Origin of the sequence: Rothia sp. HMSC069C04, assembly GCF_001812895.1 — a bacterium.
In the GTDB taxonomy this organism is placed as follows: Bacteria; Actinomycetota; Actinomycetes; order Actinomycetales; family Micrococcaceae; genus Rothia.
Genome location: NZ_KV810736.1, coordinates 253095 through 277990, shown reverse-complemented (window position 1 = coordinate 277990; position 24896 = coordinate 253095). Strand labels below are relative to the sequence as shown.

The 24896-nt window shown below is 60.1% G+C and carries 21 protein-coding genes; 13 read left to right on the top strand and 8 right to left on the bottom strand.

Annotated features, from left to right (window positions below; translation table 11 throughout):
- The first annotated feature begins 13 nt into the window (after positions 1–13).
- The 3 genes from rpsI to glmM all read left to right on the top strand — a co-directional run bounded on the left by rpsI (position 14) and on the right by glmM (position 3410).
- Positions 14–505 (top strand): 30S ribosomal protein S9, encoded by a 492-nt coding sequence (gene rpsI, locus HMPREF2879_RS03790; protein WP_070634861.1) that lies wholly within the window; start codon positions 14–16, stop codon positions 503–505.
- Between the two features lie 235 nt (positions 506–740).
- Complete coding sequence (gene ppk2 / locus HMPREF2879_RS03785; protein ID WP_049345685.1) at positions 741–1808, top strand: polyphosphate kinase 2; 1068 nt, start codon at positions 741–743, stop codon at positions 1806–1808.
- A gap of 243 nt (positions 1809–2051) precedes the next feature.
- Positions 2052–3410: a phosphoglucosamine mutase gene (glmM, locus tag HMPREF2879_RS03780; RefSeq protein WP_049341784.1), complete on the top strand. Its 1359-nt coding sequence runs from the start codon at positions 2052–2054 to the stop codon at positions 3408–3410.
- A 178-nt stretch (positions 3411–3588) separates the two neighbouring features.
- Here glmM and mscL read toward each other — a convergent pair whose 3' ends face one another.
- The 3 genes from mscL to coaA all read right to left on the bottom strand — a co-directional run bounded on the left by mscL (position 3589) and on the right by coaA (position 6287).
- Entirely contained in the window at positions 3589–3972 is a 384-nt protein-coding gene (mscL, locus tag HMPREF2879_RS03775; RefSeq protein WP_049341785.1) for a large conductance mechanosensitive channel protein MscL, read from the bottom strand.
- 292 nt (positions 3973–4264) lie between these two features.
- Entirely contained in the window at positions 4265–5179 is a 915-nt protein-coding gene (locus tag HMPREF2879_RS03770; RefSeq protein WP_070634860.1) for a M15 family metallopeptidase, read from the bottom strand.
- Between the two features lie 151 nt (positions 5180–5330).
- Complete coding sequence (gene coaA / locus HMPREF2879_RS03765) at positions 5331–6287, bottom strand: type I pantothenate kinase (protein ID WP_005505041.1); 957 nt, start codon at positions 6285–6287, stop codon at positions 5331–5333.
- Between the two features lie 184 nt (positions 6288–6471).
- Between coaA and glmS the strand changes: the two genes are divergently transcribed.
- The 3 genes from glmS (at position 6472) to HMPREF2879_RS03750 (ending at position 10746) form a co-directional block, all read left to right on the top strand.
- Positions 6472–8355, top strand: a complete 1884-nt coding sequence (gene glmS, locus HMPREF2879_RS03760) for a glutamine--fructose-6-phosphate transaminase (isomerizing) (RefSeq protein ID WP_070634859.1) — start codon at positions 6472–6474, stop codon at positions 8353–8355.
- A 278-nt stretch (positions 8356–8633) separates the two neighbouring features.
- Positions 8634–9074 (top strand): holo-ACP synthase, encoded by a 441-nt coding sequence (locus tag HMPREF2879_RS03755; RefSeq protein WP_044150219.1) that lies wholly within the window; start codon positions 8634–8636, stop codon positions 9072–9074.
- Positions 9075–9159: 85 nt separating this feature from the next.
- Complete coding sequence (locus HMPREF2879_RS03750) at positions 9160–10746, top strand: bifunctional ADP-dependent NAD(P)H-hydrate dehydratase/NAD(P)H-hydrate epimerase (RefSeq protein WP_070634858.1); 1587 nt, start codon at positions 9160–9162, stop codon at positions 10744–10746.
- Positions 10747–10972: 226 nt separating this feature from the next.
- Here the strand turns inward: HMPREF2879_RS03750 and HMPREF2879_RS03745 are convergent, their stop codons facing one another.
- The 3 genes from HMPREF2879_RS03745 to HMPREF2879_RS03735 all read right to left on the bottom strand — a co-directional run bounded on the left by HMPREF2879_RS03745 (position 10973) and on the right by HMPREF2879_RS03735 (position 15037).
- Complete coding sequence (locus HMPREF2879_RS03745; protein ID WP_070634857.1) at positions 10973–12454, bottom strand: sugar transferase; 1482 nt, start codon at positions 12452–12454, stop codon at positions 10973–10975.
- Positions 12455–12963: 509 nt separating this feature from the next.
- Entirely contained in the window at positions 12964–13746 is a 783-nt protein-coding gene (locus HMPREF2879_RS03740; RefSeq protein ID WP_049341800.1) for a phosphatase, read from the bottom strand.
- A gap of 28 nt (positions 13747–13774) precedes the next feature.
- Positions 13775–15037: a glycosyltransferase gene (locus HMPREF2879_RS03735; protein WP_070634856.1), complete on the bottom strand. Its 1263-nt coding sequence runs from the start codon at positions 15035–15037 to the stop codon at positions 13775–13777.
- A gap of 137 nt (positions 15038–15174) precedes the next feature.
- Between HMPREF2879_RS03735 and alr the strand changes: the two genes are divergently transcribed.
- The 5 genes from alr to tsaD all read left to right on the top strand — a co-directional run bounded on the left by alr (position 15175) and on the right by tsaD (position 19712).
- Complete coding sequence (alr, locus tag HMPREF2879_RS03730; protein WP_070634855.1) at positions 15175–16488, top strand: alanine racemase; 1314 nt, start codon at positions 15175–15177, stop codon at positions 16486–16488.
- Positions 16488–17093 carry a tRNA (adenosine(37)-N6)-threonylcarbamoyltransferase complex ATPase subunit type 1 TsaE gene (tsaE, locus tag HMPREF2879_RS03725; protein ID WP_060824446.1) on the top strand — a complete coding sequence of 202 codons (606 nt, stop codon included), beginning with the start codon at positions 16488–16490 and terminating at the stop codon, positions 17091–17093. Before alr ends, tsaE begins: the two co-directional genes overlap by 1 nt.
- Positions 17094–17116: 23 nt before the next feature.
- Positions 17117–17944: a tRNA (adenosine(37)-N6)-threonylcarbamoyltransferase complex dimerization subunit type 1 TsaB gene (gene tsaB, locus HMPREF2879_RS03720; RefSeq protein WP_049341806.1), complete on the top strand. Its 828-nt coding sequence runs from the start codon at positions 17117–17119 to the stop codon at positions 17942–17944.
- Positions 17945–18454 carry a ribosomal protein S18-alanine N-acetyltransferase gene (rimI, locus tag HMPREF2879_RS03715; RefSeq protein WP_049341807.1) on the top strand — a complete coding sequence of 170 codons (510 nt, stop codon included), beginning with the start codon at positions 17945–17947 and terminating at the stop codon, positions 18452–18454.
- Positions 18455–18611: 157 nt separating this feature from the next.
- The gene (tsaD, locus tag HMPREF2879_RS03710) at positions 18612–19712 is read left to right on the top strand and encodes a tRNA (adenosine(37)-N6)-threonylcarbamoyltransferase complex transferase subunit TsaD (protein ID WP_049349291.1); all 1101 of its coding nucleotides are present in this window, start codon (positions 18612–18614) and stop codon (positions 19710–19712) included.
- A 100-nt stretch (positions 19713–19812) separates the two neighbouring features.
- On the opposite strand, the gene HMPREF2879_RS03705 is transcribed toward tsaD, so the two are convergent.
- Positions 19813–20961: a glutamate--cysteine ligase gene (locus tag HMPREF2879_RS03705; RefSeq protein ID WP_049358746.1), complete on the bottom strand. Its 1149-nt coding sequence runs from the start codon at positions 20959–20961 to the stop codon at positions 19813–19815.
- Positions 20962–21280: 319 nt separating this feature from the next.
- Positions 21281–22771 carry a class I SAM-dependent methyltransferase gene (locus HMPREF2879_RS03700; protein WP_371326086.1) on the bottom strand — a complete coding sequence of 497 codons (1491 nt, stop codon included), beginning with the start codon at positions 22769–22771 and terminating at the stop codon, positions 21281–21283.
- Positions 22772–22998: 227 nt separating this feature from the next.
- Here HMPREF2879_RS03700 and groES point away from each other — a divergent pair, with 227 nt between their 5' ends.
- Both groES and groL read left to right on the top strand, forming a co-directional pair.
- Positions 22999–23286 carry a co-chaperone GroES gene (gene groES / locus HMPREF2879_RS03695; protein WP_005505066.1) on the top strand — a complete coding sequence of 96 codons (288 nt, stop codon included), beginning with the start codon at positions 22999–23001 and terminating at the stop codon, positions 23284–23286.
- Between the two features lie 105 nt (positions 23287–23391).
- Positions 23392–24896: chaperonin GroEL (gene groL / locus HMPREF2879_RS03690; RefSeq protein WP_070634853.1), on the top strand; the 1505-nt coding region annotated here is incomplete at its 3' end.

Genomic DNA, 24896 nt, shown 5'->3' with positions numbered 1-24896 from the left:
AATAGGAGAAATCGTGGCTCAGAACGAAGAGCAGATCGTAGTCGAGGAAGAGCTGACCAGCTACACCTCGGAGTCCGCTGCCCCCGCAGCGGCTAAGGCAGCACGCCCGGCCCTGACTGTTGCAGGCGCAGCAGTTGGTCGCCGCAAGGAAGCAGTGGCACGCGTTCGCGTTGTGCCCGGTTCCGGCAACTGGACCATCAACGGCCGTAGCCTGGACGACTACTTCCCCAACAAGCTGCACCAGCAGGACGTCAACCAGCCCTTCAAGCTCCTCGAGCTTGAGGGCGCATACGACGTCATCGCACGCATCAACGGTGGTGGCCCCTCCGGCCAGGCAGGTGCTCTGCGCCTGGGTATCGCTCGTGCACTGAACGAGATCGACCGCGAGAACAACCGCCCCGCACTGAAGAAGGCTGGCTACCTGACCCGTGACGCACGCGTCATCGAGCGTAAGAAGGCTGGTCTTAAGAAGGCACGCAAGGCTTCGCAGTTCTCCAAGCGTTAATCGCTGGTTTTCACGAAGCGTTACGCCCCGTCTCTCCCTAGAGAGCGGGGCGTTTTGCGTACCCGGATTGAACTCTGAGAACTGGGGGAGGAACTGGGGTCTCGTCTGCTCCACCGAGAGCTCTCGGACGATTTCCTCTCTAGGGTATAGGGTGCCCCTAACTGTTACGTTTGTTCATCGAAGAGCACACCGGTAGAGTTAAAGAGTCAAAGCAGACAGGAAGAAAAGAGTACTCATGGCAGAGCAGAATCCCTCCACCCAGCCCGAAGAGAAGGCAGTGGAGGCTCCTCAGACTGAATCCCACCACCACGTAGCTGAAGGCGCACACGCACACACCGGTTCTGAGAAGAAACAAGCCATCAAGGAAGCCCTGAAGCCCCAGGCACGCCGCACCTCCGTTGTCGAGGACTACTCGGCAGAGCTGGACGAAATGGCTTCCCTTACCCGCGCCCTCGGCAAGGACAAGAAGGACGACGAAACCTCGCAGGCATGGAAGAAGGGCTACCCCTACGACACCAAGCTCAGCCGTAAGGCATACGAGAAGGAAAAGCGCGCCCTGCAGATTGAGCTGCTGAAGCTGCAGCTCTGGGCGAAGTCCACCGGTCAAAAGATTCTGATTATCTTCGAAGGCCGCGACGCAGCAGGTAAGGGCGGCTCCATCAAGCGCTTCACCGAGCACCTGAACCCCCGTGGCGCTCGCGTTGTGGCGCTGGAGAAGCCGACCGACATCGAGCAGACCCAGTGGTACTTCCAGCGTTACATCAAGCACCTGCCCTCCGGCGGCGAAATCGTCCTGATGGACCGCTCCTGGTACAACCGTGCCGGTGTTGAGCGCGTGATGGGTTACTGCACCCAGGCACAGTACTTCGAGTTTATGCGCGAAGTTCCGGACCTGGAGCGCATGCTGGTGAACTCCGGTATCCACATCATCAAGTTCTGGTTCTCCGTCACCCGCGAAGAGCAGCTCGCACGCTTCACCTCCCGCCGTACCGACCCGGTTCGCCAGTGGAAGCTTTCCCCCACCGACCTGGCATCCCTGGACAAGTGGGACGACTACACCGCGGCAAAGGAAGCAATGTTCTTCTACACCCACACCGGTGACGCCCCCTGGACCGTTATCAAGTCCAACGACAAGAAGCGCGCACGTCTGGAAGCAATGCGTTACGTGCTCTCCCAGTTCGACTACCCCTCCAAGGACGAGGCAGTCGTGGGCGAGCTCGACTCGCTGATCGTTCGCTCCGCATCCGACGTTTTTGAGGATGAGTCTGGCGACTCGCCCGACGGCTTCCCCGTCGTCAAGTAAGCGTGGATAAATAGGGGAGAATAAAAACTCAACCCTACGGCGATAGAGCCGCCAAATAGCTTGCATTATGAAGGTGCCTGTCTCTCTTTTCCCAACCCCGGGAACGGAGAGCAGGCACCTTTGCGCGTCTGCAGAAATATTAGCTATGAAGCAGATATGTAGCCGCTGAAAATCACTTTCTGATTATGAAGAATTTACGGTGTATGCGCCTAAGCAGAGTTACGCACAACGTAAAATAAAAGGGTGACTGAACGACTTTTTGGAACCGACGGCGTACGCGGTCTGGCAAACGATGTAATTACTCCCGCCCTGGCTATGGAGCTCGCGCAGGCGGCTTCTATTGTTCTGGGCTTTGACACGGTAGAAGAGGGCGTACGCCCCCGTGCCGTGATTGCAAATGACTCCCGATCCTCTGCAGACTTTATTGTCTCTGCGATGAAGGCTGGCTTCGCTAGCGCAGGTGTTGACGTGCTGGATGCCGGCATTGTCCCCACCCCCGCAGCAGCTTACCTGGTGGCACACACCGGTGCTGACTTTGGCGTGATGATTTCTGCATCGCACAACCCCGCAGCGGACAACGGTATTAAGTTCCTGGCTCGTGGCGGCCAGAAGCTGGAAGACTCCGTTGAGGACGCTATTGAGCGCGTTTACCGCGAGAAGTCCTTCCGCTACCCGACCGGTGGTGCTGTGGGTACCGTCAAGCCCCTGGAGAACGGTACCGAGGCTTACGTGAAGCACCTGGTCTCCACCCTGCCCGAAGGCAAGCCCCTCGACGGCATGAAGATTGTTCTGGACTGCGCAAACGGTGCAGCCTACGCGGCGTCCCCGGCAACCTTCGAGGCACTGGGTGCAGAGGTCATCGCACTGGCTGTAGAGCCCAACGGCACCAACATCAACGACGGTGTGGGCTCCACCCACCCCGAGAAGCTGCAGGCGGCTGTCGTTGAGCACGGCGCGGACCTCGGCATCGCCCACGACGGCGACTCCGACCGTTGCCAGGCAGTTGACGAAAAGGGCAACCTGGTAGACGGCGACCAGATCATGGCTATCCTGGCTGTTGCCGCTAAGCGCGAAGGTAAGCTCGCAAAGGACACTCTCGTCGCAACCGTGATGAGCAGCCTGGGTCTGGAACTGTACCTGCGCGAGCACGGTATTACCCTGGGCCGTACTGCTGTGGGCGACCGTTACGTCCTCGAGTCCATGCGCGAGCACGGCTACAACCTTGGCGGCGAGCAGTCCGGCCACGTTATCATGAGCGACTACGCAACCACCGGTGACGGCGTTCTGACCGGCATCCAGCTGGCTGCAGAGGTGGCTCGTAGCGGTCAGACCCTCTCGGAGCTGGCATCCCGTATGCAGCCCACCCCGCAGCGCCTGATTAACGTCAAGGGCGTTGACCGTGCGGCTGTGAAGACCAATGAGGCGCTCGCTACCGCTGTGAGCGAGGCTGAAGGTGTACTGGGTGAGAGCGGCCGCGTGCTGCTGCGTGCATCCGGCACCGAGCCTCTGGTTCGCGTCATGGTTGAAGCTGCAACCCAGGAGCAGGCTGATGAGGTTGCTCAGCAGCTGGCTGACGTTGTAGCTAAGGAACTGGCACTCTAAACGTATTCTTCCGGTGCGAAGACCGCAGTGGAGGATAGAGAAGGGCTGGGAAGGTGTTACCTTCCCAGCCCTTCTTCGTTATCTTGGGCGGGGGAGGGGGGGGGACGAGGATACGGAAAACCCCCGTATCCACAGGGGATACGGGGGTCTAAAAAATTAGTGGTAGAGAGCAGAGAAATTACTTCTTTGCCAGAGCGTCGCGGATCTCCTTCAGGAGGTCAAGCTCGGTCTCTTCCTCTTCTTCAGCAGCCTCGTCTTCAGCCTTCTTCTTAGCCAGTGCGAGTTCAGTCAGCTTCTGAGTGGGCACAACAACTGCGAAGTAGACAGCAGCTGCAATCAGGATGAAGTTGACAATAGCGGTTAGGAACACGCCAACCTTGATCTGGCCGAAGACCAGGAACTCGTCGAAGTTGGGGGAGCCAACCAGCATGGAGATAGCCGGCATCAGGACGGCCTGGACAAGCGAGGTCACCACAGCGGTGAAGGCGGTACCCATAATCAGACCAACTGCGAGGTCGATGACGTTACCGCGGATCAGAAAATCTTTAAAACCCTTAAGCATGAGATATAGAATAGCGCCTTTTCACCTCAGAAAATGCCATATTCTGAGAAAATTTTCACTGTAAAGCATGTGTTTTTCTTCACAGTGGTTTTATGGCGCCCAATACTTAAGGTCTAGGTCACATGAAGCTGAGTAAAAATCTCTGAAACCCGCGAAAAACCGCGGATTTACAAGGTGTATACGCGAAAAAATATGCATCTACTGTGCCTATTTATTTCCGACATGGAAGCTAGAAAGACGATACACATCACCGCTCAGCGCACCGGGCAAAGCCGAAAGCTTAGCCCAGACCCTAGCTCGCATTTGCATAATCGGGTGCCGCACCCGTACCGATAAACTCCTCAAAAGTCTTCGCACCCGAAGACACATACTCCTGAGCAATCTGCACACCCACATAACGGTAATGCCACGGCTCAAAACGATAACCGGTCACCGACTGACGACCATCAGGGAAACGCAAAATATATCCGTAACGCGGAGCATTCTTAGCCAACCACTGACCAGCCAGTGTATCGCGGTAACACTCCTCCAGACGGCAACCCTCAGGAGAAGCAAAGTCAATCGCCAAACCAGTCTGATGCTCCGAATAGCCGGGACGAGCCGACAACTGATCCGCCACCTGCTGGCCGTTCACCGAAACCCAATACTGATAGGTCTGCTGCTGCACCGCATACGAACGATATGCGCTAGAAACAAGCAGAGTCACGCCGTCGGTCGCCGCCGCATCAATCATCGTGTCCGCCGCCTTAGCCGCCTCAGCACGCAATTGATGACCATAGAACTCCACCAGGTCGCTCGGCTCCCAGTCCTGTTGCTCAAAGGGGCGCATCTTATTTACGAGGCAACGCAACGAGTCCGGCTGAGACTCAACACTGGGCTGAGCAAGAGCCAACGGGGACGAAGACGCGCTCGCAGAAGCCGAAGCGCTTGCAGAAGCACCGGTAGCAGAAGCAACAGGGGAGGGCGCGGCAGAAGAGGTCGCCGCAGTGGAAGAGACACTAGAAGAAGCCGTTGAAGCCGTCGCAGACTCAGACGCAGAAGCGCTCGCTGCAGAAGATGAAGAGGAGGCACCCTGACCCTGCGAGCCACAAGCCGCCAACAAGGCGGTACCGCCAACCCCCAAAGCGGCACCCAAGAGAGTGCGGCGGTTCAGCGCAGAACTATTAAGAGACTCCTGAGCGGTAGACGTACGGTGCAGGGACTTCACAATAACTCCTCATCATGGCGTAGGTGCATACAAAAAGAGCCGGAAGCCTAAACCCACCCCGCGAGGGAGTGGAGCCTCCGGCGCTTTCTACTAGAATGCACCACAATACCGGCTAAAAGCCGCATGCGAACACTAAAAACCTAAAGAACCTCTAGTTCTTACGCAGAAGAACCTGCTCCACGGTATGCTCGGCGCCCTTCTGCAGAATCAAATGCGCACGAGCACGAGTCGGCAAAACATTCTGCACCAGATTAGGCTCATTCACGCTCTTCCAAATGCCGGTCGCTACCTCAACCGCCTGCTCATCGCTCAACTCCGCATAACGCTTGAAATATGACTCCGGATTCGCAAAAGCTGAAGAACGCAGAGTCAAGAAACGATTTACATACCAGCGCTCAATATCCTCAGTGCGGGCATCTACATAAATAGAGAAATCAAAGAAATCACTCAGCGTCAGATCAGAAGTCTCCGGACCCTCAGCCTGCGAAGGCGCCAAAACATTCAAACCCTCAAGAATCAGAACATCCGGTGCGGTGACCTCAATATGCTCATCCGGCATGATGTCGTAATACAGGTGTGAATACTTCGGCGCCACCACACGCTCGGCACCGGACTTCACCTGCGACACAAAATTCAACAGAGCACGGCGATCATAAGACTCCGGGAAACCCTTACGGTGCATAATACCGCGACGCTGAAGCTCAGCATTCGGGTACAAGAAACCATCCGTAGTCACCAACTGAACCTTCGGAGTCGAAGGCCAACGGCTCAAAAGAGCCTGCAAAATACGTGCCGTCGTCGACTTACCCACAGCAACAGAACCCGCCACACCAATAATGAACGGGACGCGGCGCTGAGACACATGCAGAAAATCATTCGTCATATGGTTCAACGAAGAAGCAGCAGTCACATACAGGTTAAGAAGACGAGAAACCGGCAGATAAATACGCTGCACCTCCTCAAGGTCGACAGTTTCACCCAGGCCTCGAAGAGACTCAATTTCCTCAGCACTGAGGGGAACAGAAATCTCATCGGCTAGGTGCGACCAACGGGAACGGTCAAGATGCATGAAGCGGTCATCGCCAGAAAAATACGGTGCGGTGCTCATTTATCTAAGTGTACGAACTTTCAGCCCGTGGGGAAAATATCTACTCTCACGGTATGTCTGAAGAAATAAATGTATGGAAAGAAAAGGGTAAAACCTGAAAAAGCCAGGAAAGCCACAATAAACGTGACGTATAACGGTATTTCACCGTGCGCATATCTGGATACTTGTGGGATAAACTTATAGCATGTGTGGAATCGTAGGATATGTAGGTCTGGACACTGCTCCGGACGGTAACAAGTTTGACCACAACGCATACGATGTGGTCCTCGAAGGTCTGCGCCGCCAGGAATACCGCGGCTATGACTCTGCTGGCGTGGCACTCGTGTGCCCCGACGGCATCGTATTCCGTAAGAAGGCAGGCAAGCTCCTGAACCTCGAAAACGAGGTTAAGGAAAACCCCCTGCCGGACTCCCAGATTGGTATCGGTCACACCCGTTGGGCTACCCACGGTGGACCCACCGACAACAACGCTCACCCCCACGTTGTCGACAACGGCCGCCTCGCCGTCGTACACAACGGTATTATCGAAAACTTCGCCGAACTGCGTGCCGAACTGCTCGCCGAAGGCGTAGAGTTCGCATCTCAGACCGACACCGAGGTAGCTGCAGCAACCATCGCAAGCATCTACAACAAGCTCGGTACCGGTGACCTCACCGAGGCAGTACGCGTCGCATCCAACCGCCTCGAAGGTGCATTCACCATCCTGGCTATCCACGCCGACCACCCGGACCGCGTTGTGGCAACCCGCCGCAACTCCCCGCTGGTTATCGGCCTGGGCGAGAACGAGAACTTCCTCGGCTCTGACGTCTCCGCGTTCATTGATTACACCAAGGAAGCCGTCGAGATGGGTCAGGACCAGATCGTGACCATCACCGGCACCGACTACTCCATCATCGACTTCGAAGGTAACCCCGCAGAGGGCAAGCCCTTCCACATCGAGTGGGACGCAGCAGCAGCCGAAAAGGGCGGCTACAACTCCTTCATGGAGAAGGAAATCCACGAGCAGCCCGCAGCTGTTGAGCAGACCCTCATGGGCCGCCTCGACGAGAACGGCAACCTGACCCTCGACGAGCTGAACATCGACGACTCGGTGCTACGCTCGATCGACAAGATTATCGTCGTCGCATGTGGTACCGCAGCATACGCAGGCCAGGTGGCACGCTACGCCATCGAGCACTGGTGCCGCATCCCCACCGAGGTTGAGCTCGCACACGAGTTCCGCTACCGCGACCCCATCGTGAACGAGAAGACCCTCATCGTGGCACTCTCGCAGTCCGGTGAAACCATGGACACCCTGATGGCAGTGCGCCACGCACGCGAACAGGGCGCAAAGGTTGTCTCCATCTGCAACACCCACGGCTCGACCCTGCCCCGTGAATCCGACGCTGCGCTGTACACCCACGCAGGCCCCGAAATCGCAGTGGCATCCACCAAGGCATTCCTGGCACAGATCACCGCAGCATACCTGCTTGGCCTGTACCTGGCACAGCTGCGCGGCAACAAGTACAAGGACGAAATTGCTTCGATCCTTGCCGAGCTGCAGAACATGCCCGCAAAGATCCAGAAGGTCCTCGACAACGACACCCAGGTCAAGGAACTGGGCGTCGAAATGAAGGATGCCTCCTCCGTGATCTTCCTTGGCCGCCACGTGGGCTTCCCCGTCGCAATGGAAGGCGCACTCAAGCTCAAGGAAATCACCTACATCCACGCTGAAGGCTTCGCAGCAGGCGAGCTCAAGCACGGCCCCATCGCACTGATCGATGAAGGCCAGCCGGTCATCGTAGTGGTTCCCTCCGCAAACGGTCGCGACTCCCTGCACGGCAAGGTCGTCTCCAACATCCAGGAAGTGCGCGCTCGCGGCGCCTTCACCATCGTCATCGCCGAGGAAGGCGACGAGGCCGTCAAGCCCTACGCAGACCGCCTCATCACCGTCCCGGCATGCCCCTCGCTGCTGCAGCCCCTGCTGGCAACTGTGCCCCTGCAGATCTTCGCATGCGCACTGGCAGAAGCTAAGGGCCTGGACGTTGACCAGCCGCGTAACCTCGCAAAGTCCGTGACCGTGGAGTAATTCTCTAGGGTAATCCTCTGGAGTAATCCTCGGAAATCGCCTCGGCGATAACGACAAGGGCGGTGGTTGAGTTCTTAGAGAACTCAACCACCGCCCTTGTCGTTTACTCAGGCGGTTATTCGTGGATGATCCAACAAAAATAGACGCTGTGAAACAGATATCAACTATGCGTCATATTTGCCGCTATCCCATCTAAAAGAAACGAATCTCGCTAGACTTAAAACAAGAGAAACCGCAAACAGGACGCGGCACCACCCCTAGCCCAGAAGGTGAAGCTCATGATCATGGGAATCGGCGTAGATACCGTCAACATCGAACGATTCGAACGAATCGTCACCGAAACACCAGCCTTCGTCCGCCGCGTCTTCACCCCCAACGAACGTACCCGGAATGTACGCTCCCAAGCCGTACGATTTGCCGCCAAAGAAGCCGTCGCAAAAGTACTCGGAGCACCCGCCGGACTCAACTGGCAAGACTGCGAAGTCGCCACCGCCGAAAGCGGCCAACCCTACCTCATCATTCAGGGCACCATCGCCCGCCGTGCTAAAGAACTCGGCATCAACCGCATCCACCTCTCGCTGACCCACGATGAACCCATCGCCATCGCCATCGCAACCGCCGAATACCTCAGCGATGCAGAACTGGCGCACCTGCAAAAGTTCAACCCCGAAAGCTACCGACTCAGCGTCATCGCCGGCGACGACACCGACGAAAACTAACGCCACCGACGATTAACGCAGAGCCACATCAACACCACACCCGGTGACCCCTAAGGCCCGCACGGTGCCACCCAAGGAGACAGCAATGAAGCTCATCTACACTGCTTCCCAGGTACGCGAAGCAGAAAAGCCCTACATCGAAGCCGCCGACTACGACGGCTACCTCATGCAACGCGCCGCAGACGCCGTCGCAGCCGAAGCACAGGAGCTACTCCACGGCAAAGACACAGCAAAAATCCTGCTGCTCATCGGCCCGGGCAACAACGGTGCAGACACCATCTACGCCGGCGCCCGCCTCAGCGCCAAGGGACACCGCGTTGATGCAGTCATCTTCGACTCCAGCGAAAAGAACCTCGAACTCATCGCCCGCGAAGGCGGCGAAGGCACCCGCGTGCTCGACCCCGAACATACCCTCGAACAGCTTGCAGGCTACGACCTGACCATTGACGGCATCCTGGGTACCGGCTCCAGCGGCGCCGTACGCGGTAGCGCCGGTGAATACCTTGGCGTACTCCGCGCCGCGCAGCTCGACGGTAAGCTCGGCGCAGTCCTCGCCGTCGACACCCCCTCCGGAGTCGACAACAACCGCGGAACCGTGCACGAACCCTCCCTGCGTGCCGACCGCACCGTCACCTTCATCGGTCACAAGCTGCCGGCAGGCACCAGCCACAGCGTCCACTCCGGAGACATCAAACTCTACGACCTTGGCGTTCCCGAAGCCCTCAACTCCCACAAGCCTGCCCTGCGCGTTCTCGACCGCGAAGACTACCGCGAACTCATCGAAGTACCCGACGAGCACTCCCACAAGTACACCCGCGGCGTACTGGGCATGCTCACCGGTAGCCTCGAATACCCCGGCGCAGCCCTCATGAGTGTACGCGCAGCCCTCAACACCGGCGTGGGCATGGTCCGCTTCAACGCCAATTCTCACGAGCTACGCCAGCTCATGATTGCCCACAACCCCGAAACCGTCTACTTCAGCGGCGCCCCCGCCCTGCAGAGGGTCACCGTATGGGCCGGCGGATCTGGCTCTAGCCACGACTCGCTGGACAAGAACCGCTACCTGCTCCACTCGCCCGAACCCGCCATCATCGACGCGGGCGCCTGCGACCTGGCGGCAGAATACCTGGCAACCGGCAAGCCCCTCGGCTCCCACAAGATCCTCACTCCGCATGCCGCAGAGCTCGAACGCTTCCTGCGTATCGTGCACGAGCTCGCCCCCGAAACCTGGAAGAAGCACCTGGGTGACGCCATCGTACCCAGCCGCAAGGATATCGACGCAGAACCCTTCCGCTGGGTACGCGCCGCCTCCGAACTCTCCGGCGCCACCGTCATGCTCAAGGGCGGCTACACGCTCATCGCGGCGCCCAACGGCGCCACCTACAGCATTGCTGGCGGAAGCCCCTGGCTCGCCACCGCAGGCAGCGGAGACACCCTCACCGGCATCTACGGAGCACTGCTCGCCCAGACCGTAGCAGCCTTCGATGCTCGCGGAGAAGCGCTGGAAGGCTGCACCTTCGCCTCCATCGGTGCGCTCGCCGTCTACCTGCACGGCGAAGCCGCACGCGCCAGCGCCACCGGAAGCGTCAAGGACGCCCGGCCCGGCCCGGCACCCGCAACCCGCGTCGCGGAGATGCTCCCCGAAGTTATCGCCCGACTCATCGCAGAATAGGGGAGCGGGAACAAAGCTAGCACACTGAAGCTCTGACACTCGTCTCAAGACGAAGAGAAAAGCCCCCAGACACCCTGGGTATGCAGAAGGGGCGTGAATCCATCGGAAATGGATTCACGCCCCTTCAACGCGTTTACATCAATGCACGATACCGAGCTGCCTGTGCCGGGACAGCATCACTAAAAACCGGCATACGCATCGGCGGGAGAAACTCCCACCATCTTTCTTAGTACGCGCCTTCCTTAGCGAAAACCGCACGGACAGTACGCAGAAGAATAATGAAGTCACCGGTAAGCGACCAGTTCTCAACATAGTAGAGATCCAGACGAACCGACTCCTCCCAAGAGAGGTCACTACGACCCGAAACCTGCCACAGGCCGGTAATACCCGGCTTCACCAGAAGGCGGCGGTACGCAATATCTTCGTACTGCTCAACTTCCTCAACCAGCGGAGGACGCGGACCCACCAGCGACATATCGCCAATGAACACGTTCCACAGCTGAGGCAGCTCATCAATCGAGTACTTACGGATGAACTTACCGATGGGGGTAATACGCGGGTCGTCCTTCATCTTGAAGAGCACACCATTACCCTCGTTCTGCTCCAGGAGGCGCTTCTTAACCTCTTCGGCGTCAGTACGCATCGAACGGAACTTCACCATCTTGAACATTTCACCGTTCAGACCCACACGGTTCTGCAGGAAGAAGACCGGACCGCCATCACGCTTGACCAGCAGCGCCACCACCAGGAACAGCGGAGACAGCAGAATCAAACCCAGACCCGAAGACACAACATCCACAGCGCGCTTGAAGAACGCCGACAGACCGGTAATACGCGGCGTCGACACGTGCACCAGCGGTAGACCATTCAGCGGCTGCATGTGCATACGCGGACCAGCAATATCGGTCGTCGCAGGAGCCATAATCAGCGAAATATGCGCGTCAGCAAGCTTCCAACCCAGCAGACGAACCTGATCCGGGCTCAAGTGGTGACCATTCGTAACCGCGACCATGTGAATATCGTTCTCGCGGATGGCCTCCATAATGTCAGCCGGAGAAGTGCTGTAACCAAGGACCGGAATCGGAGCGCCAGCAACAGTAGTACCCGGGGTGAAACCGGGCAGGTAGAACGCAGCGGGGGACAGGCCGGAAGCAACCACATCCTTCAGGTTCTTGTACAGGTGCTGACCAGTCGTCACATCAGAAATAATCATGACGCGAGTCAACGCACGACCGCGAGTACGCGAACGCACCAGACCCTGACGAATCAGCCAACGCTCAACGAGCAGAAGGAACAGACCCAGCGGGTAAGCAATCAGTAGGTACATGCGGGTGACGTCAACCTTAAGGAAGAACGCCACAATAATCAGCAGGCAGAAAAAGTAAGTAGTACCGCGAGTAATGAGGCGGTACTCCTCAGTGCCGAACCCCATGATGCGCAGGCTGCGGGAGCCGTTCACCTGGAGGATAAACCACCAGCCGACAACCATACCAACGCCCAGGAAGATGTAATCAATAGCGGGAATACGGCCATCCAGGGCGTTAATAGGCCAAACGTTCACATAGGGCAGGTCAGCATTCTCCCACCCGAAACGAATCAGATGCGCAGCGACAACCGCAATAGCAATGGCGAGAAAATCGCCAAAGTAAAGGGCACGCTGAACCTTGGGATGCCAGCTTCGCTTGACGACGAAGTCTGAACCCCACATTTTTTTAAGACGATCTTGTACTTTCAACGGTGTAATCTTCCCCGGAAATTTGTCCTGTGTCGTGGACTGAGAGCGGCGAATAGGCACATTTACCCCTAATTATCGGTGAATAGGGAATCGTGTCCTAGTCTTTGTCCTGATGAATGAGTGAACCCTTAATCTTACTGAGTGAAAATAATGGCAGAGACTACGGCAAAGGCGCTGGTAAGACGCCTAGTGGAGCGTTATATGAGCCCACAGAGCGCATAAACGTGTTCCGTAAACTATTCTACGGGGTCGGGGGTCTTCCGTCTCGAAGAATGAAGAGGCAAAGTCGCTCCGGTGTGATGAAATCAATCACAGAAAAAGAAGAGAATAAGAGCCTCCGGGAAGAATGCCTAGTGGAGCTAAGAAACTCCCAAAACTACCGGTATGTTTCACGCACCTGCAGAAAAACAATAACCGGCATATAAAAAGACAAACCCCGGAGGCTCAATAACAAACCCTACGCACACGGCGTAAAAGGGACATTAAGGACGCTCAAGCCCCGCACGATCCAAAATGAAATCAATCATCGGCTCATAACGGCGCGGCGGAACGTTATCGTCCATCGGCACGCACACCGGCAAATCTCCCTGCTCAGCCGCAACAAACAGACCCGGATCATTACAATCCGCAATGCCAATCGTCAGCAGCTTACGAGTAGACGCCGCATAACCACCCATACCGTGATCCGAAACCACCAGGTCCGGGGTCACGCCACGCGCCTCCAGCTGATCCAAAGCGATGCGCATCGGGCCGGGGAAATGCGTATGCTGCAGGTTGCCGTACTGCTCAAACATCACGACATCCATAATCTGGCGGACGTCGCCGTCCAGGAAACGCTCGCCCTCCTCAATCTGAAGAACCTCAGCACCAGCAGCCTTCGCCGCCGCAGCCATCACCGCGTACATGGGGAACAGACCCGCCGGGTGACCGGTCGCAAACAGAATACGAGAACCCGCACGCACCGCCTCGCCAAAGATACGGGCGTACTCCTCCAGCGCGCTGATGCACTGCTCGGCACCAATAGTGTCCTGACCGTGAGTATGCGAACGGTCCGGGTTCAGACCCGCGCGGCGGACCATCACCTCAAACACCGAATCGTAATCCCACTCGCGGGTCCACTGCACACCAAACTCAAGGTGCTCATTACCATCCAGGAAACCCTGAATATGGTCCAGGTTATTCTCTCGGGCGGTCGCTACCTCACCGGTAATACGCACCGAATCCAGGTACGCGGCGAACTCATCGCGGCTCATGGAGAAAGACATTAAAACTCCTCACAACGTGAAAAATACATTACTGCGAGATACCTTCACGTACCTCGGCATAAGCTTCAAGGGTTCGGCGCGCCGTCTGATCCCAACCCATCGTGCGGGCACGCGCCGCGGCGTTCGCACCCAACGAATGACGCAGATACGGGGCACGCACCAGACGCTCAATAGCCGCAGCCCAACGCTGCGGAGTACGAGGCGCCACCAGCAGACCCGTACGGTGGTTCTCCACCGCATAGCGCAGACCGTCAGCATCCGTAGCGAGCACCGCCGCGCCGCATGCCTGCGCCTCCAGCGCCACCAAACCGAACGTCTCAGATGAGGACGGGGACGCCACAATATCGGCGGCACGGAAAATGTTCGCCAACTCAGACGCCGGAACCGGGTCCTTCAAATGCACCCGATCCGCCACACCCAGCTCAGCTGCACGCTGCAACAGGCGGCGCTCATAATCCGAATCGGAACGACCAATAATATCTACGTCCACCTGCAAGTCATCGGGGAGCAGCGCGAGTGCCTCCACCAGCAGATGCGGGCCCTTCAACGGCTGAGGCCTACCGGCAAAAACAATGCGGCAACGAGTCTCAGAGGTGTCATTGAGCGGATGCACGCCAGGAATCGTATGGAAAATCGAGGTGTCAACACCCGGCGGGATAGTGGCAAGCTTCTGCGCGTCCGTACCGTAATACTCGCCCATCTGCTGCGCCTCCAGGGGAGTATTCACAATCACCCGGCTCGCGGAGCTACTCATCAGGCGCTCGGCGGCATAGCGCTCCTCGGGTTCGGGCGCCTCACCTTCGCCGCGGCGCGCATCCTTGGCAGCAGCCGTCGTATGCGGAGTAAAAAGAACAGGAACCGGGAAGCCAACGCCCTGAGCCGACCACAGGTCGGATGCACGAGCCGCAGCCTGACCCGACAGCCAATAGTGGGCGTGAATAATATCCGGGGTGTACAGTGCCTGCTCGACGCACGCCTGCGCAAAATCATCGGTGACCGCAGCCAGCTCGTTCTTCGAAAGACCACGGGCGGAGGGCAGATCAAGACTGTGGCGCACAAGGCGCTCGCCGGGCTGAGGAGGCTGACGGAACGGCGAATCGGTCGGAAGCGCCTCACCGCGATCCAGGGTGAAAACCTCAACCCGCAGCTCCGGATCCAGTTCCAGCATGGCATGCACCGACCGGGCAATATAGACGTTCATGCCGCCTGCATCTCCGCTACCGGGCTGCGCAAAAGGGTCGGTGTGCATGGAATACACGTGAACCGTCCGAACCGGCGGCAGAGTGCTCATCGATGCTTTCCTCTCTAAAGGGGTACCTGACCTAGTGTAGCGCGACAGGACTTTCGCACAGCGGGAGGTCTAGAATTTAGTAGAAGAGAGGCTGCTCAAGTACAGCCTGTAGTACCGCCCGTCAGAAACGAAGGACCATGACTCACCCTCAGCAGCCTGCCGAACCGCTTTACTGCCCGCCCTGCGCTCCCGGCCAGGTGGAACGTAGCGCCACGATTGATCTTGACGCGCTGGAACATAATGTGCGCCGACTCAAGGAACTCATTGGCGACCGCGTGCTCATTGCAGTGATTAAGGCGGATGCGTACGGTCACGGCGCGTACCCGGTGGCACGTTCGGCTATTGCAGCCGGCGCTGACCTGCTGGGTGTGGTGCACGTGAACGAGGCGCTGGAACTGCGTGCTGACGCTATTGATGCGCCGCTCATGGCGTGGCTGCACACCCCCTCCACCGATTTTGAGGCTGCACTGCAGGAGAAGATTCGTCTGGGTGTTTCCGGTTGGGACCTGGAGGCGGTTGCCGCCGCCGCTGAATGCACCGGCGAGCGCGCTATCGTGCATCTGAAGGCTGATACCGGTCTGGGCCGTAACGGTGCCACCGCGGCGGATTGGCCTGCGCTGGTGGCTCGCGCCGCTTCCCTGGAGGATGCCGGTCTGATTACGGTTGAGGGTATTTTTAGCCACCTGGCGGTTGCGGATGAGCCGACCCGCGCCGAGACTGCGCAGCAGGTCGATACTTTGGATACTTTTGTGGCTCAGGCTCGTGAGGCTGGCCTGGACCCGAAGATTGTGCACCTGGCGAACTCGCCGGCGACCCTGACCGCCTCCCTGGAGGGTTGGGATACGGAGGAGCGTCTGCTCGGTGACGGTGTGCGTTGCGGCCTTGCTCTGTACGGTCTTTCCCCGCTGCCGGGGGTGACCGCTGAGGACCTGGGCCTAAAGCCCGTCATGACGGTGGGCAGCTACATTGCCGCCGTGAAGGAAGTTCCTGCAGGTCAGGGTGTTTCCTACGGGCTGCGCTACCACACTCCCAAGGCAACCACCCTGGCGCTTGTGCCGCTCGGCTACGCTGACGGTGTGCCGCGCATTGCGGAGAACGCGCCGGTGCGCATCTACCCGGGCGCGCAGAACGTGGAGAACGGCTCCGTGCCTAATAACGCGGAGGGTACGACCTACCGCGTGGTTGGCCGCGTCGCCATGGACCAGATGGTCGTTGACCTGGGCGAACCCGGCCTGAGCGATCCCGCCCTGGGGTACCTGGGCGCGCCCGCCATCCTTTTTGGTGCCGGTGAGAACCCGCCCGTGGAAGAGTGGGCGGATGCCGCGCAGACCATTAACTACGAAATCGTGACCCGCATTTCGTCCCGCGTGGAGCGCCTCTACGTTGGCGGCTCCTGGGTTGAAGCTGAGCTGAACGAGCTGTGGGGTACCGGGCAGGAGCAGGAGGGCTAATGAGCGCTGAGTACATTTCTGCCGCACTCGATCTGGATGTGACCGGCCCCGACCATACCCGCCGCCTGGCGCTCACCCTGGCGCAGCACCTGAACGCCGGGGACGTACTGTTGCTCTCGGGCGAGCTTGGTGCGGGTAAGACCACGTTCACCCGCTCCCTGGGTGAAGGCCTGGGCGTGCGCGAAGGCGTTATCTCACCGACCTTCGTGCTCTCGCGCGTGCACCCGAACCTGCCGGACGGCCCCCGCCCCGGCGGCCCCGACCTGGTGCACGTGGACGCCTACCGCCTCTCCAGCGCCGAAGAGCTCGACGACCTGGATCTGGAGTTCTCCCTGCCGCGCTCTGTGACCGTCATTGAGTGGGGCCGCGATAAAGCTGAGCACCTGAGCGATTCCCGCCTGGAGCTGGACTTCACCCGCCTGACCGGCGCGGATGCACGCTTCGCCTACTCGGGCGCCGAAGAGTTCAGCTGGGACGACGAAGACGAGGACGAAAGCGACGAGGACGCGGACACCCCCGAACCTCGCCTGCTGCGGGTGCGCGCCTTCGGCCCCCGCTGGGAGCACGCTTTTGACGCCCTGAAAGAGGCCCTGCAGAGCGCCTAGAGCCCGCGCGTTAGAATGATAGGGTGCTAGTACTTGCCCTTGATTCATCCGCCACCGCATCTGTGGCGCTCGCCCGTGTGCACGGCTCCGAAGCCGGTGCGTCCTTCGAAATCCTCGCCCGCTACGAGAGCGAAGATACCCGCTCCCATGCCGAGGTGATGGGACCCTACGCGCGGGCTGCCCTGCAGGACGCTGGCGTGCGCGGCGAAGACTTGGATGCGATTCTGACCGGTACCGGTCCGGGACCTTTTACGGGTCTGCGTGCCGGTATCGTTACTGCGCGCGCTCTGGGTTTTGCCTGGTCGGTGCCGGTGTACGGCATGATGAGCTTGACCGCCCTGGCTGAGCGCGCTGTATCCGGTGCGGCTGCCGGGGAAGCAGGCGCAGTTGCCGAGGAAGAGAACGTAGAACGAGCGTTCGCTTCTGCTGATCTTATCGAAGATGCTGAGCTGCTCGTACTCTCCGATGCGCGCCGCCGCGAAGTCTACTCCGCCCGCTACCGCGTGAACGCCGAAGGCTACAGCCTGGTGGACGGACCGAACGTATGCCCCGCCTCCGAAATTCTGCCCGGTGGGGATCCCTCCTACGCCTACGGCTACGGCGCCGGCCTGTACTCCGAGGCCCTCGAAGAGCACGGCTGGACCATCGTCGATTCTGCCCGTCAGGTTCACCCCCACGCCGAGTACCTGGTTGCCGCCGCGGCACGCCTGGGCGTAGAGAACCTGAGCGAGGACACCTCCGCCCAGTACCTGCGCGACTCGGACGCAAAGGTCCCCGCCGCAATGCTCGCCCGCCAGCAGAAGCAGGGCGCACAGGCAGCTGCACAGACTGCCGCGCAGAAGGAGAACTAAATGAGCGCTACCGAAAATATCGTGCGAGACGACCTAGCACAGGGTGCCCGCCTGCGCATTGCCGAACTTGCCGACGTGCAGACCATGCACCGCATGGAAACCACACTGTTCCCCGCCGACGCCTGGCACATCGACATGTTCCTCGAAGAGCTGACCCACCCGACCCGAACCTACTACATGCTCGAACTGCCTGCAGAAGGTTCGGAAGATAACGAGGGCAGCTGGCGCGCCATCGGCTACTGCGGAACCATGGTCGTAGCCGACACCGCCGACGTTCAGACCATCGGCGTGCTCCCCGAGTACGAGGGTCACGGCTTCGGTCGCGCCATGCTCGAGCAGATGCACGAGCGCGCCCGCGAGCAGGGAGCCGAGCGTATCCTGCTGGAGGTGCGTGCCGACAACCCGCGCGCCCAGCGCCTCTACGAACGCAACGGCTACCGTGCGATTCACGTACGCCGCGGCTACTACGATGACGGAACCGACGCCATCATTATGGAATGCACGTTCTAAATAGTCCGTGGAGCTAAACGGCAATCCCCTCAATAGGGGCGAGCATTCGCCGCTCTCTACACTTGCCCTCTACGCCACAGCATCCCTACGCCACGGCATCCTTACCTCACTGCAACTAGAAGCACTACGCGCAGACAGCGCAACAGAAAGATGAACTATGAGCACTCGCGAACCCCTCGTTCTGGGCATCGAATCCTCCTGCGACGAGACCGGAATCGGCATTGTGCACGGTGCACAGCTGCTCAGCAACACCATCTCCTCCTCCATGGAAGAGCACGTACGCTTTGGCGGCGTGATCCCCGAAATCGCCTCCCGCGCTCACCTGGACGCCATGATTCCCGCCCTCAAAGCGGCACTTGCCGAAGCGGACATCACCCTCGATCAGGTGGACGCTATCGCCGTCACCGCGGGTCCCGGCCTAGCGGGCGCACTCATGGTGGGTGTCTCCGCGGCGAAGGCGCTCGCTATTGCCACCGGCAAGCCCCTCTACGGCATTAACCACCTGGTCGCACACGTTGGCGTTGGCCTGCTGGAGGACAACGGCACCGAAGACGGCTCCGACCTGCTGGCGAATGCCGGATCCGGTGGCCTGGGTGCGCTACTAGTCTCTGGCGGTCATACCGAAATCCTGCAGGTGCGCGATATTACCTCCGATGTGCGCCTGCTCGGCGCAACCCTGGATGACGCCGCCGGCGAGGCCTACGACAAGGTCGCCCGCCTGCTCGGCTTGGATTACCCGGGTGGCCCCGCCATCGACCGCGCCGCCGCGCAAGGTAACCGCAACGCCTTCGTGTTCCCGCGCGGCCTGTCGAACCGCAAATTCATGGGCACCGCCGAGAACCCCGGAGAGCATCGCTACGACTTCTCCTTCTCGGGCCTGAAGACCGCAGTGGCGCGCGTGATTGAGAGCTTCGAAGCCGCCGGTGAAGAGATCCCTGTTGCTGATATCGCCGCCTCCTTCCAAGAAGCGGTCGTGGACGTCATCACCAAGAAGGCGATGCTCGCCTGCCGCGAGCAGGGCATGAAGACCCTGCTACTCGGCGGTGGCGTGGCGGCAAACTCGCGTCTGCGCGAGCTGCTGGCCGCCCGATGCGCCTCCGAGGGTGTGCGCCTAATCATTCCGAAGTTCACCCTGTGCACCGACAACGGCGCGATGGTTGCCGCCCTGGGCGCCCGCCTGGTCGCCGCGGGCCGCGAGCCCTCGGGCGTGGACTTCACGACGGACTCCTCGCTGCCGGTGACCACCGTCTGCTTCTAAACTGCCTGCTTCTAAAAAAGCTCGTAGAAATGCCTCGGCACAGTCTCATGATGACTGCGCCGAGGCATTTTACGTATCTAAGTTTTCTTCCCGCGAGGGGTTAGCGCAGCGCTCGCGCACGAGACTGCGCGGCCACATCCAGTGCCACCTCACGCATCGAGCCGGTGCGCTCGAACACTGCACGCTGGCGGTCGGCTCCCGTACCTTCCGCAAGGATGCGGCGCACCTGTGCCAGCTCCACCTCGCAGTCCAGGTCGCGGGCCACCGGCTCCAGCTCGGGCAGCAGCAGTTCAAAGTCCTCGCGCAAGGTGCGCTGCTCCGGCGCGTTGGAAACCACGATCTTTGCGTCCAGGCCGTAGCGGGCCACGCGCCACTTATTCTCCTGCGCGTGCCAGGGGGCCAGCACCTCGGGCTTGTCGCCGGCCTCAATGCGGCGGGAGAAGTACTCCACCAGGCACTGGGTGAACGCCACAACCGCGGCAACATCCGGCAGGGAGGCCAGGCCGTCGCAATAGCGCATCTCAATGGTGCCGTAGCGCGGAACCGGGCGCACATCCCAGCGGTCCTCACTCGGGTCGTTAATCACGTCGGTCGCCACCAGTGAATCCAGGTACTCGCTGTACTGCTCCCAGGTGTCGAAGTGGAAGGGCAGGCCGTTGGTCGGCAGCTGCTGGTAGAGCTGGGTGCGGTGCGAGGCGTAACCGGTGTCGATGCCCTCCCAGTATGGGGAGGAGCAGGAGAGCGCCAGCAGGTGCGGCCCGTAGTTGGTGAGCGCGTCAACGAGCGGCAGAACCTTATCGCGAGAATCCACACCCACGTGCACGTGCACGCCGTAGATGACCATGTGGCGGCCCCAATACTGGGCGCGCTCCACGACGCGCCGATAGCGTTCTTTGGCCACGACGGGCTGCTCGGACCAGCGGGAGAACGGGTGCGTGCCCGCCGGGTAGAACTCGATACCCAGCCCGTCGGTAATCTCGCGAATGGTGTCGGTCAACTCCTGCAGCTGGCGGCAGGCCTGCGCCACGGTCGTGCAGACGCCGGTGATGACCTCGATGGTGTTCTCCAGGAATTCCCCGGTCACGTGCGCCCGGTCGGAGGCGGGCTCAAGCAGCTCGGGGCGGCGCTCGCGCAGGATGGATAGCACCTCGCTGGCGCGCTGGGTCAGTGCGCCGCTTTCACGGTCGATAAGCGCAATCTCCCATTCCACGCCGAGAGTGGACTGCGGGGAGGTAGCAAAGTCGATCATATTGCCTTTCCTGCGTCTGGAAATAGGGTCGTGCATGGTGCCGACTATGGAAGTTATTATCGGTGGGCTCTGCCCGGCTGTGCGCTAGCCTGTGAGAGCTGGCTCCTTGAGGGAGTACCTCTACTAGGCCGCGTATCTTTGATCAGGCACAGTATCTTTATCCGGCACCGTATCTAGTGTACGGTCTTGCGGTTCCCAGTGCCCTGTCGAGTGCAGAATCCGGAACGGTACCGTAATGAATCGTCATGAACGGTAACCTGTCCTCGGGGCTGGGCAGTCAGGGTTGGGTAGCCAGGGTTGAGTAGTCAAGGCTGGTTAGTTAGGGCTGGCGAGGTTGGAGCGGGCGCACGTGCCAGCCGACGCGTCGTGAATCCCTACCCGAACCGATGCGGGTAAAGACCAGCGTTGCCGGACGGTACGAGGACTCCTGAGTACCCGAAGAAGAATTAGCGTTCTTTTTCTGTTTCTTCTTGGAAGGCTTAGAACCCGCAGAACCCAGTAGTCGCGCCCGCAACTGCTCCGGAACAATATCCACGCCACGCTTCTTAATAGTCAGCGCCGTAAAGCCCTGCTCACGCACCCAATGCTTCAGCTGCTTCTCCTGCAGGGGAATCTCCTCCAGCACCTCGTAGCAGGCAACCAGCGGATGCGCCACCGGCTCGGCAGAACACAGGTACGCCAGGTGCTCATCCAGCAGGTGCGCGCCAATACTCTGCGCAAACTCAGCGACCAGGTGCGAGCGCACAATCGCCGGGGCAGGCTCCAGCAGGTAATCACCGGGCTGAGGTAGGGACACCGGAACGTCAACGCTCTGCTGTGCCTCTTCCGCCGTCAAGGGGCTGCGGAAGTTCACCGCCTCGTAGGGAGGCAGTAGGGCGCAGGTTTCGGCGGTGCCTCCGGTGGATCCTTCGGTGGAGCCTTCGTTGGGGGTAGCCTCTTCCGCAGGCATCTCGCGCGCAGGGGTTTCATGCACAGAGGTCGCCGTGCGAGCCACCCCCTCCTGAGCCAGCGCGTTAAACCAGAGCACCAACTCGGCGAGGGAACCCTCCGACTGGATCCACTCCGCCTCAACGCGCGGGTTGGGGTTCGCCTCCGACGCAATATCTTCGGGTGAGGGGATGCCCTCATGCGGAAAACCGGGGCCCAACTTCACGCCCATCGGCACGCCCGTACGAGCCAGATTCAGCACGAACGAGAACGGGGGAGAGAACGCCTCCGGATCAAAAAGACGCTCCGTCTGAGCCTTCTTCGCGCCCCGCAACTCGCGGCGTGCCGGGTCCATCCACACAATGCCCACCGGCTCACCGGCTGCGTCCAGAAGTTCACCGTGCACATAGTCGGTCACATCCCCCGAATACACGCGCGCCTGCGGGCAAAACTCAAGGTTCTTCGCCGCAAAAGAAGCGGTCAACGGGTCCAGCTCCACCGCAACCACGGCACCGCGATCCGCCGCATACACGGCAGAATCCGACGCAATACCGCAGCCCAAATCAGCCACCGTGCCGGCAACCGGGCGCAGACGCTGGGCGCGATAGTGCGCAATCACCGGGCGGGTCGCCTGCTCCGCCGCCTCCTGAGTCAGCATAAGCGTGCGGGCGCGCTCGCCGAACTTGGCGCGCGCACGGGTACGAGCCTGCGCCAGCGAAATAATCTGTGCAGACTCCTCGGGGCTGAAACCTCGCGAACGCAAAGAAGTAACGGCGCTGAGCGTATCCGAGCCCAGCGGGTAGAGCTCGTCGGCTGCCGCGAGCGCTTCGGCGCTGAACGGAAGCTCGGCGACGGGTGTAAAAGGGGATGCGGGAATAGGCATGCTCCTCATTTTACGGGGGTGCCGGTTTTGAGAGGTGAGGAGCCCGATTTGCCCAGCTTTTTGCTCAGCGTTCGCCTTGCGGTGAAACACCCCGGTAGAGGGGCGCTTTTCTTGACCGAAAGCACAGGTGAAACTAGAGTTGAGGTAGCACTCGAGACAGCCATCGGGCGCGCCACTGCGCCGCTGTCTCGCATCAAACGTAAATCCACAACCCGGAGGAACCGATTATGGCCATCAAGCCGCTGGAAGACCGCGTCGTTATCAAGATCGAACAGGCTGAGCAGACCACCGCATCCGGTCTGGTCATCCCCGAAACTGCGAAGGAAAAGCCGCAGGAAGCACGCGTTGTCGCCGTTGGCCCGGGCCGCGTGGATGAGAAGGGTAACCGCATTCCCGTAGACATCAAGGAAGGCGACGTTGTCGTGTTCTCCCGCTACGGTGGCACCGAGGTCAAGTACCAGGGCGAAGAGTACCTGATTCTCTCCGCACGCGACGTTCTGGCAATCGTCGACTAATACTTTCAGATGCTCATGCGCCGTACCGCTCATCCGGTACGGCGCATGAGCTATCATCTGCCCCTCAAATTTTCCTTTCTGTGACGCACTAGGAGTAGCGAACACATGGCTAAGCAGCTTGAATTCAACGATGCCGCCCGCAAGTCCCTGCAGGCTGGCGTCGATAAGCTGGCAAACGCGGTCAAGGTAACCCTCGGCCCGCGCGGGCGCAACGTTGTGCTCGACAAGCAGTGGGGTGCACCCGTCATCACCAATGACGGCGTGTCCATTGCCCGTGAAATTGAACTGGATGACCCGTACGAGAACCTGGGTGCCCAGCTGGCGAAGGAAGTCGCCACCAAGACCAACGACGTAGCCGGTGACGGCACCACTACCGCAACCGTGCTCGCACAGGCACTGGTCAACGAGGGTCTGCGCAACGTCACCAGCGGCGCGGCACCTGCCGACGTCAAGCGCGGCATTGAGGCTGCTGTGGAGGCTGTTTCCGCACGACTGCTCGAGAACGCACGCCCCGTGCAGGGCCCCGAAGTGGCGCACGTTGCCGCTATCTCCGCCCAGTCCGAGCAGATCGGTGAGCTGCTGGCTCGCGCCTTCGAGAAGGTCGGCCAGGACGGCGTCATCACCATCGAAGACGGCTCCTCCACCGAAATTGAGTTGGACATCACCGAAGGTATGCAGTTCGACAAGGGCTACCTCTCGCCCTCCTTCGTCACCGACGCTGAGCGCGGCGAAGCAGTGCTGGAGAACAGCCTCGTGCTGCTCTACCAGGGCAAGATTTCCACCATCGCAGAAATCATGCCCGTGCTCGAGAAGATCGTTCAGGCGAAGAAGCCGCTGACCATCATCGCAGAAGACGTTGACGGTGAGGCGCTCTCCGCACTGGTCGTGAACAAGCTACGCGGCACCATCAACGTGGTCGCTCTGAAGGCTCCCGGTTTCGGTGACCGCCGCAAGGCAATCATGCAGGACCTGGCAATTCTGACCGGCGGTACCGTCGTGACCGGCGAGCTCGGCATTGACCTGCCGCAGGTCACCCTGGAGCACCTGGGCTCGGCACGCCGCGTGACCGTCACCAAGTCCCACACCACCATCGTGGACGGCGGCGGCGACCCCGAGGCAATCGAGGACCGCGTGCAGCAGCTGCGCCGCGAAATTGAGCGCGTGGATTCCGAATGGGACCGCGAGAAGCTCAAGGAGCGCCTGGCTAAGCTCGCCGGCGGCGTGGGCGTCATCAAGGTCGGCGCCGCAACCGAGGTTGAGGCGAAGGAACGCAAGCACCGCATCGAGGACGCTGTGTCCTCCACCCGTGCGGCCCTGGAAGAGGGCATCGTCTCCGGTGGCGGCTCCGCACTGGTTCACGCGCTGAAGGCACTGGACGGCATGGACCTGGGCAACCACGACGCAAACGTGGGTGTACAGATCGTTCGCCGCGCCCTGGTTCAGCCGCTGCGCTGGATCGCTGAGAACGCTGGCGAAGACGGCTACGTCATCGTCTCCAAGGTCTCCGAACTGCCCGTGGGTCACGGCTTCAACGCCAAGACCGGCGAGTACGTGGACCTCATCGAAGCCGGTGTGATTGACCCGGTGAAGGTGACCCGTTCGGCTCTGCA

Excerpts from the sequence above, each read along its gene's own strand:
- alr (WP_070634855.1), top strand. The coding sequence starts at position 15,175 with ATGACTCACCCTCAGCAGCCTGCCGAACCGCTTTACTGCCCGCCCTGC.
- coaA (WP_005505041.1), bottom strand. The coding sequence starts at position 6,287 with ATGAGCACCGCACCGTATTTTTCTGGCGATGACCGCTTCATGCATCTT.
- tsaD (WP_049349291.1), top strand. The coding sequence starts at position 18,612 with ATGAGCACTCGCGAACCCCTCGTTCTGGGCATCGAATCCTCCTGCGAC.
- HMPREF2879_RS03700 (WP_371326086.1), bottom strand. The coding sequence starts at position 22,771 with ATGCCTATTCCCGCATCCCCTTTTACACCCGTCGCCGAGCTTCCGTTC.
- HMPREF2879_RS03755 (WP_044150219.1), top strand. The coding sequence starts at position 8,634 with ATGATCATGGGAATCGGCGTAGATACCGTCAACATCGAACGATTCGAA.
- HMPREF2879_RS03750 (WP_070634858.1), top strand. The coding sequence starts at position 9,160 with ATGAAGCTCATCTACACTGCTTCCCAGGTACGCGAAGCAGAAAAGCCC.
- groES (WP_005505066.1), top strand. The coding sequence starts at position 22,999 with ATGGCCATCAAGCCGCTGGAAGACCGCGTCGTTATCAAGATCGAACAG.
- HMPREF2879_RS03705 (WP_049358746.1), bottom strand. The coding sequence starts at position 20,961 with ATGATCGACTTTGCTACCTCCCCGCAGTCCACTCTCGGCGTGGAATGG.
- mscL (WP_049341785.1), bottom strand. The coding sequence starts at position 3,972 with ATGCTTAAGGGTTTTAAAGATTTTCTGATCCGCGGTAACGTCATCGAC.
- tsaE (WP_060824446.1), top strand. The coding sequence starts at position 16,488 with ATGAGCGCTGAGTACATTTCTGCCGCACTCGATCTGGATGTGACCGGC.
- HMPREF2879_RS03735 (WP_070634856.1), bottom strand. The coding sequence starts at position 15,037 with ATGAGCACTCTGCCGCCGGTTCGGACGGTTCACGTGTATTCCATGCAC.
- ppk2 (WP_049345685.1), top strand. The coding sequence starts at position 741 with ATGGCAGAGCAGAATCCCTCCACCCAGCCCGAAGAGAAGGCAGTGGAG.
- HMPREF2879_RS03740 (WP_049341800.1), bottom strand. The coding sequence starts at position 13,746 with ATGTCTTTCTCCATGAGCCGCGATGAGTTCGCCGCGTACCTGGATTCG.
- HMPREF2879_RS03745 (WP_070634857.1), bottom strand. The coding sequence starts at position 12,454 with ATGTGGGGTTCAGACTTCGTCGTCAAGCGAAGCTGGCATCCCAAGGTT.
- glmS (WP_070634859.1), top strand. The coding sequence starts at position 6,472 with ATGTGTGGAATCGTAGGATATGTAGGTCTGGACACTGCTCCGGACGGT.
- rimI (WP_049341807.1), top strand. The coding sequence starts at position 17,945 with ATGAGCGCTACCGAAAATATCGTGCGAGACGACCTAGCACAGGGTGCC.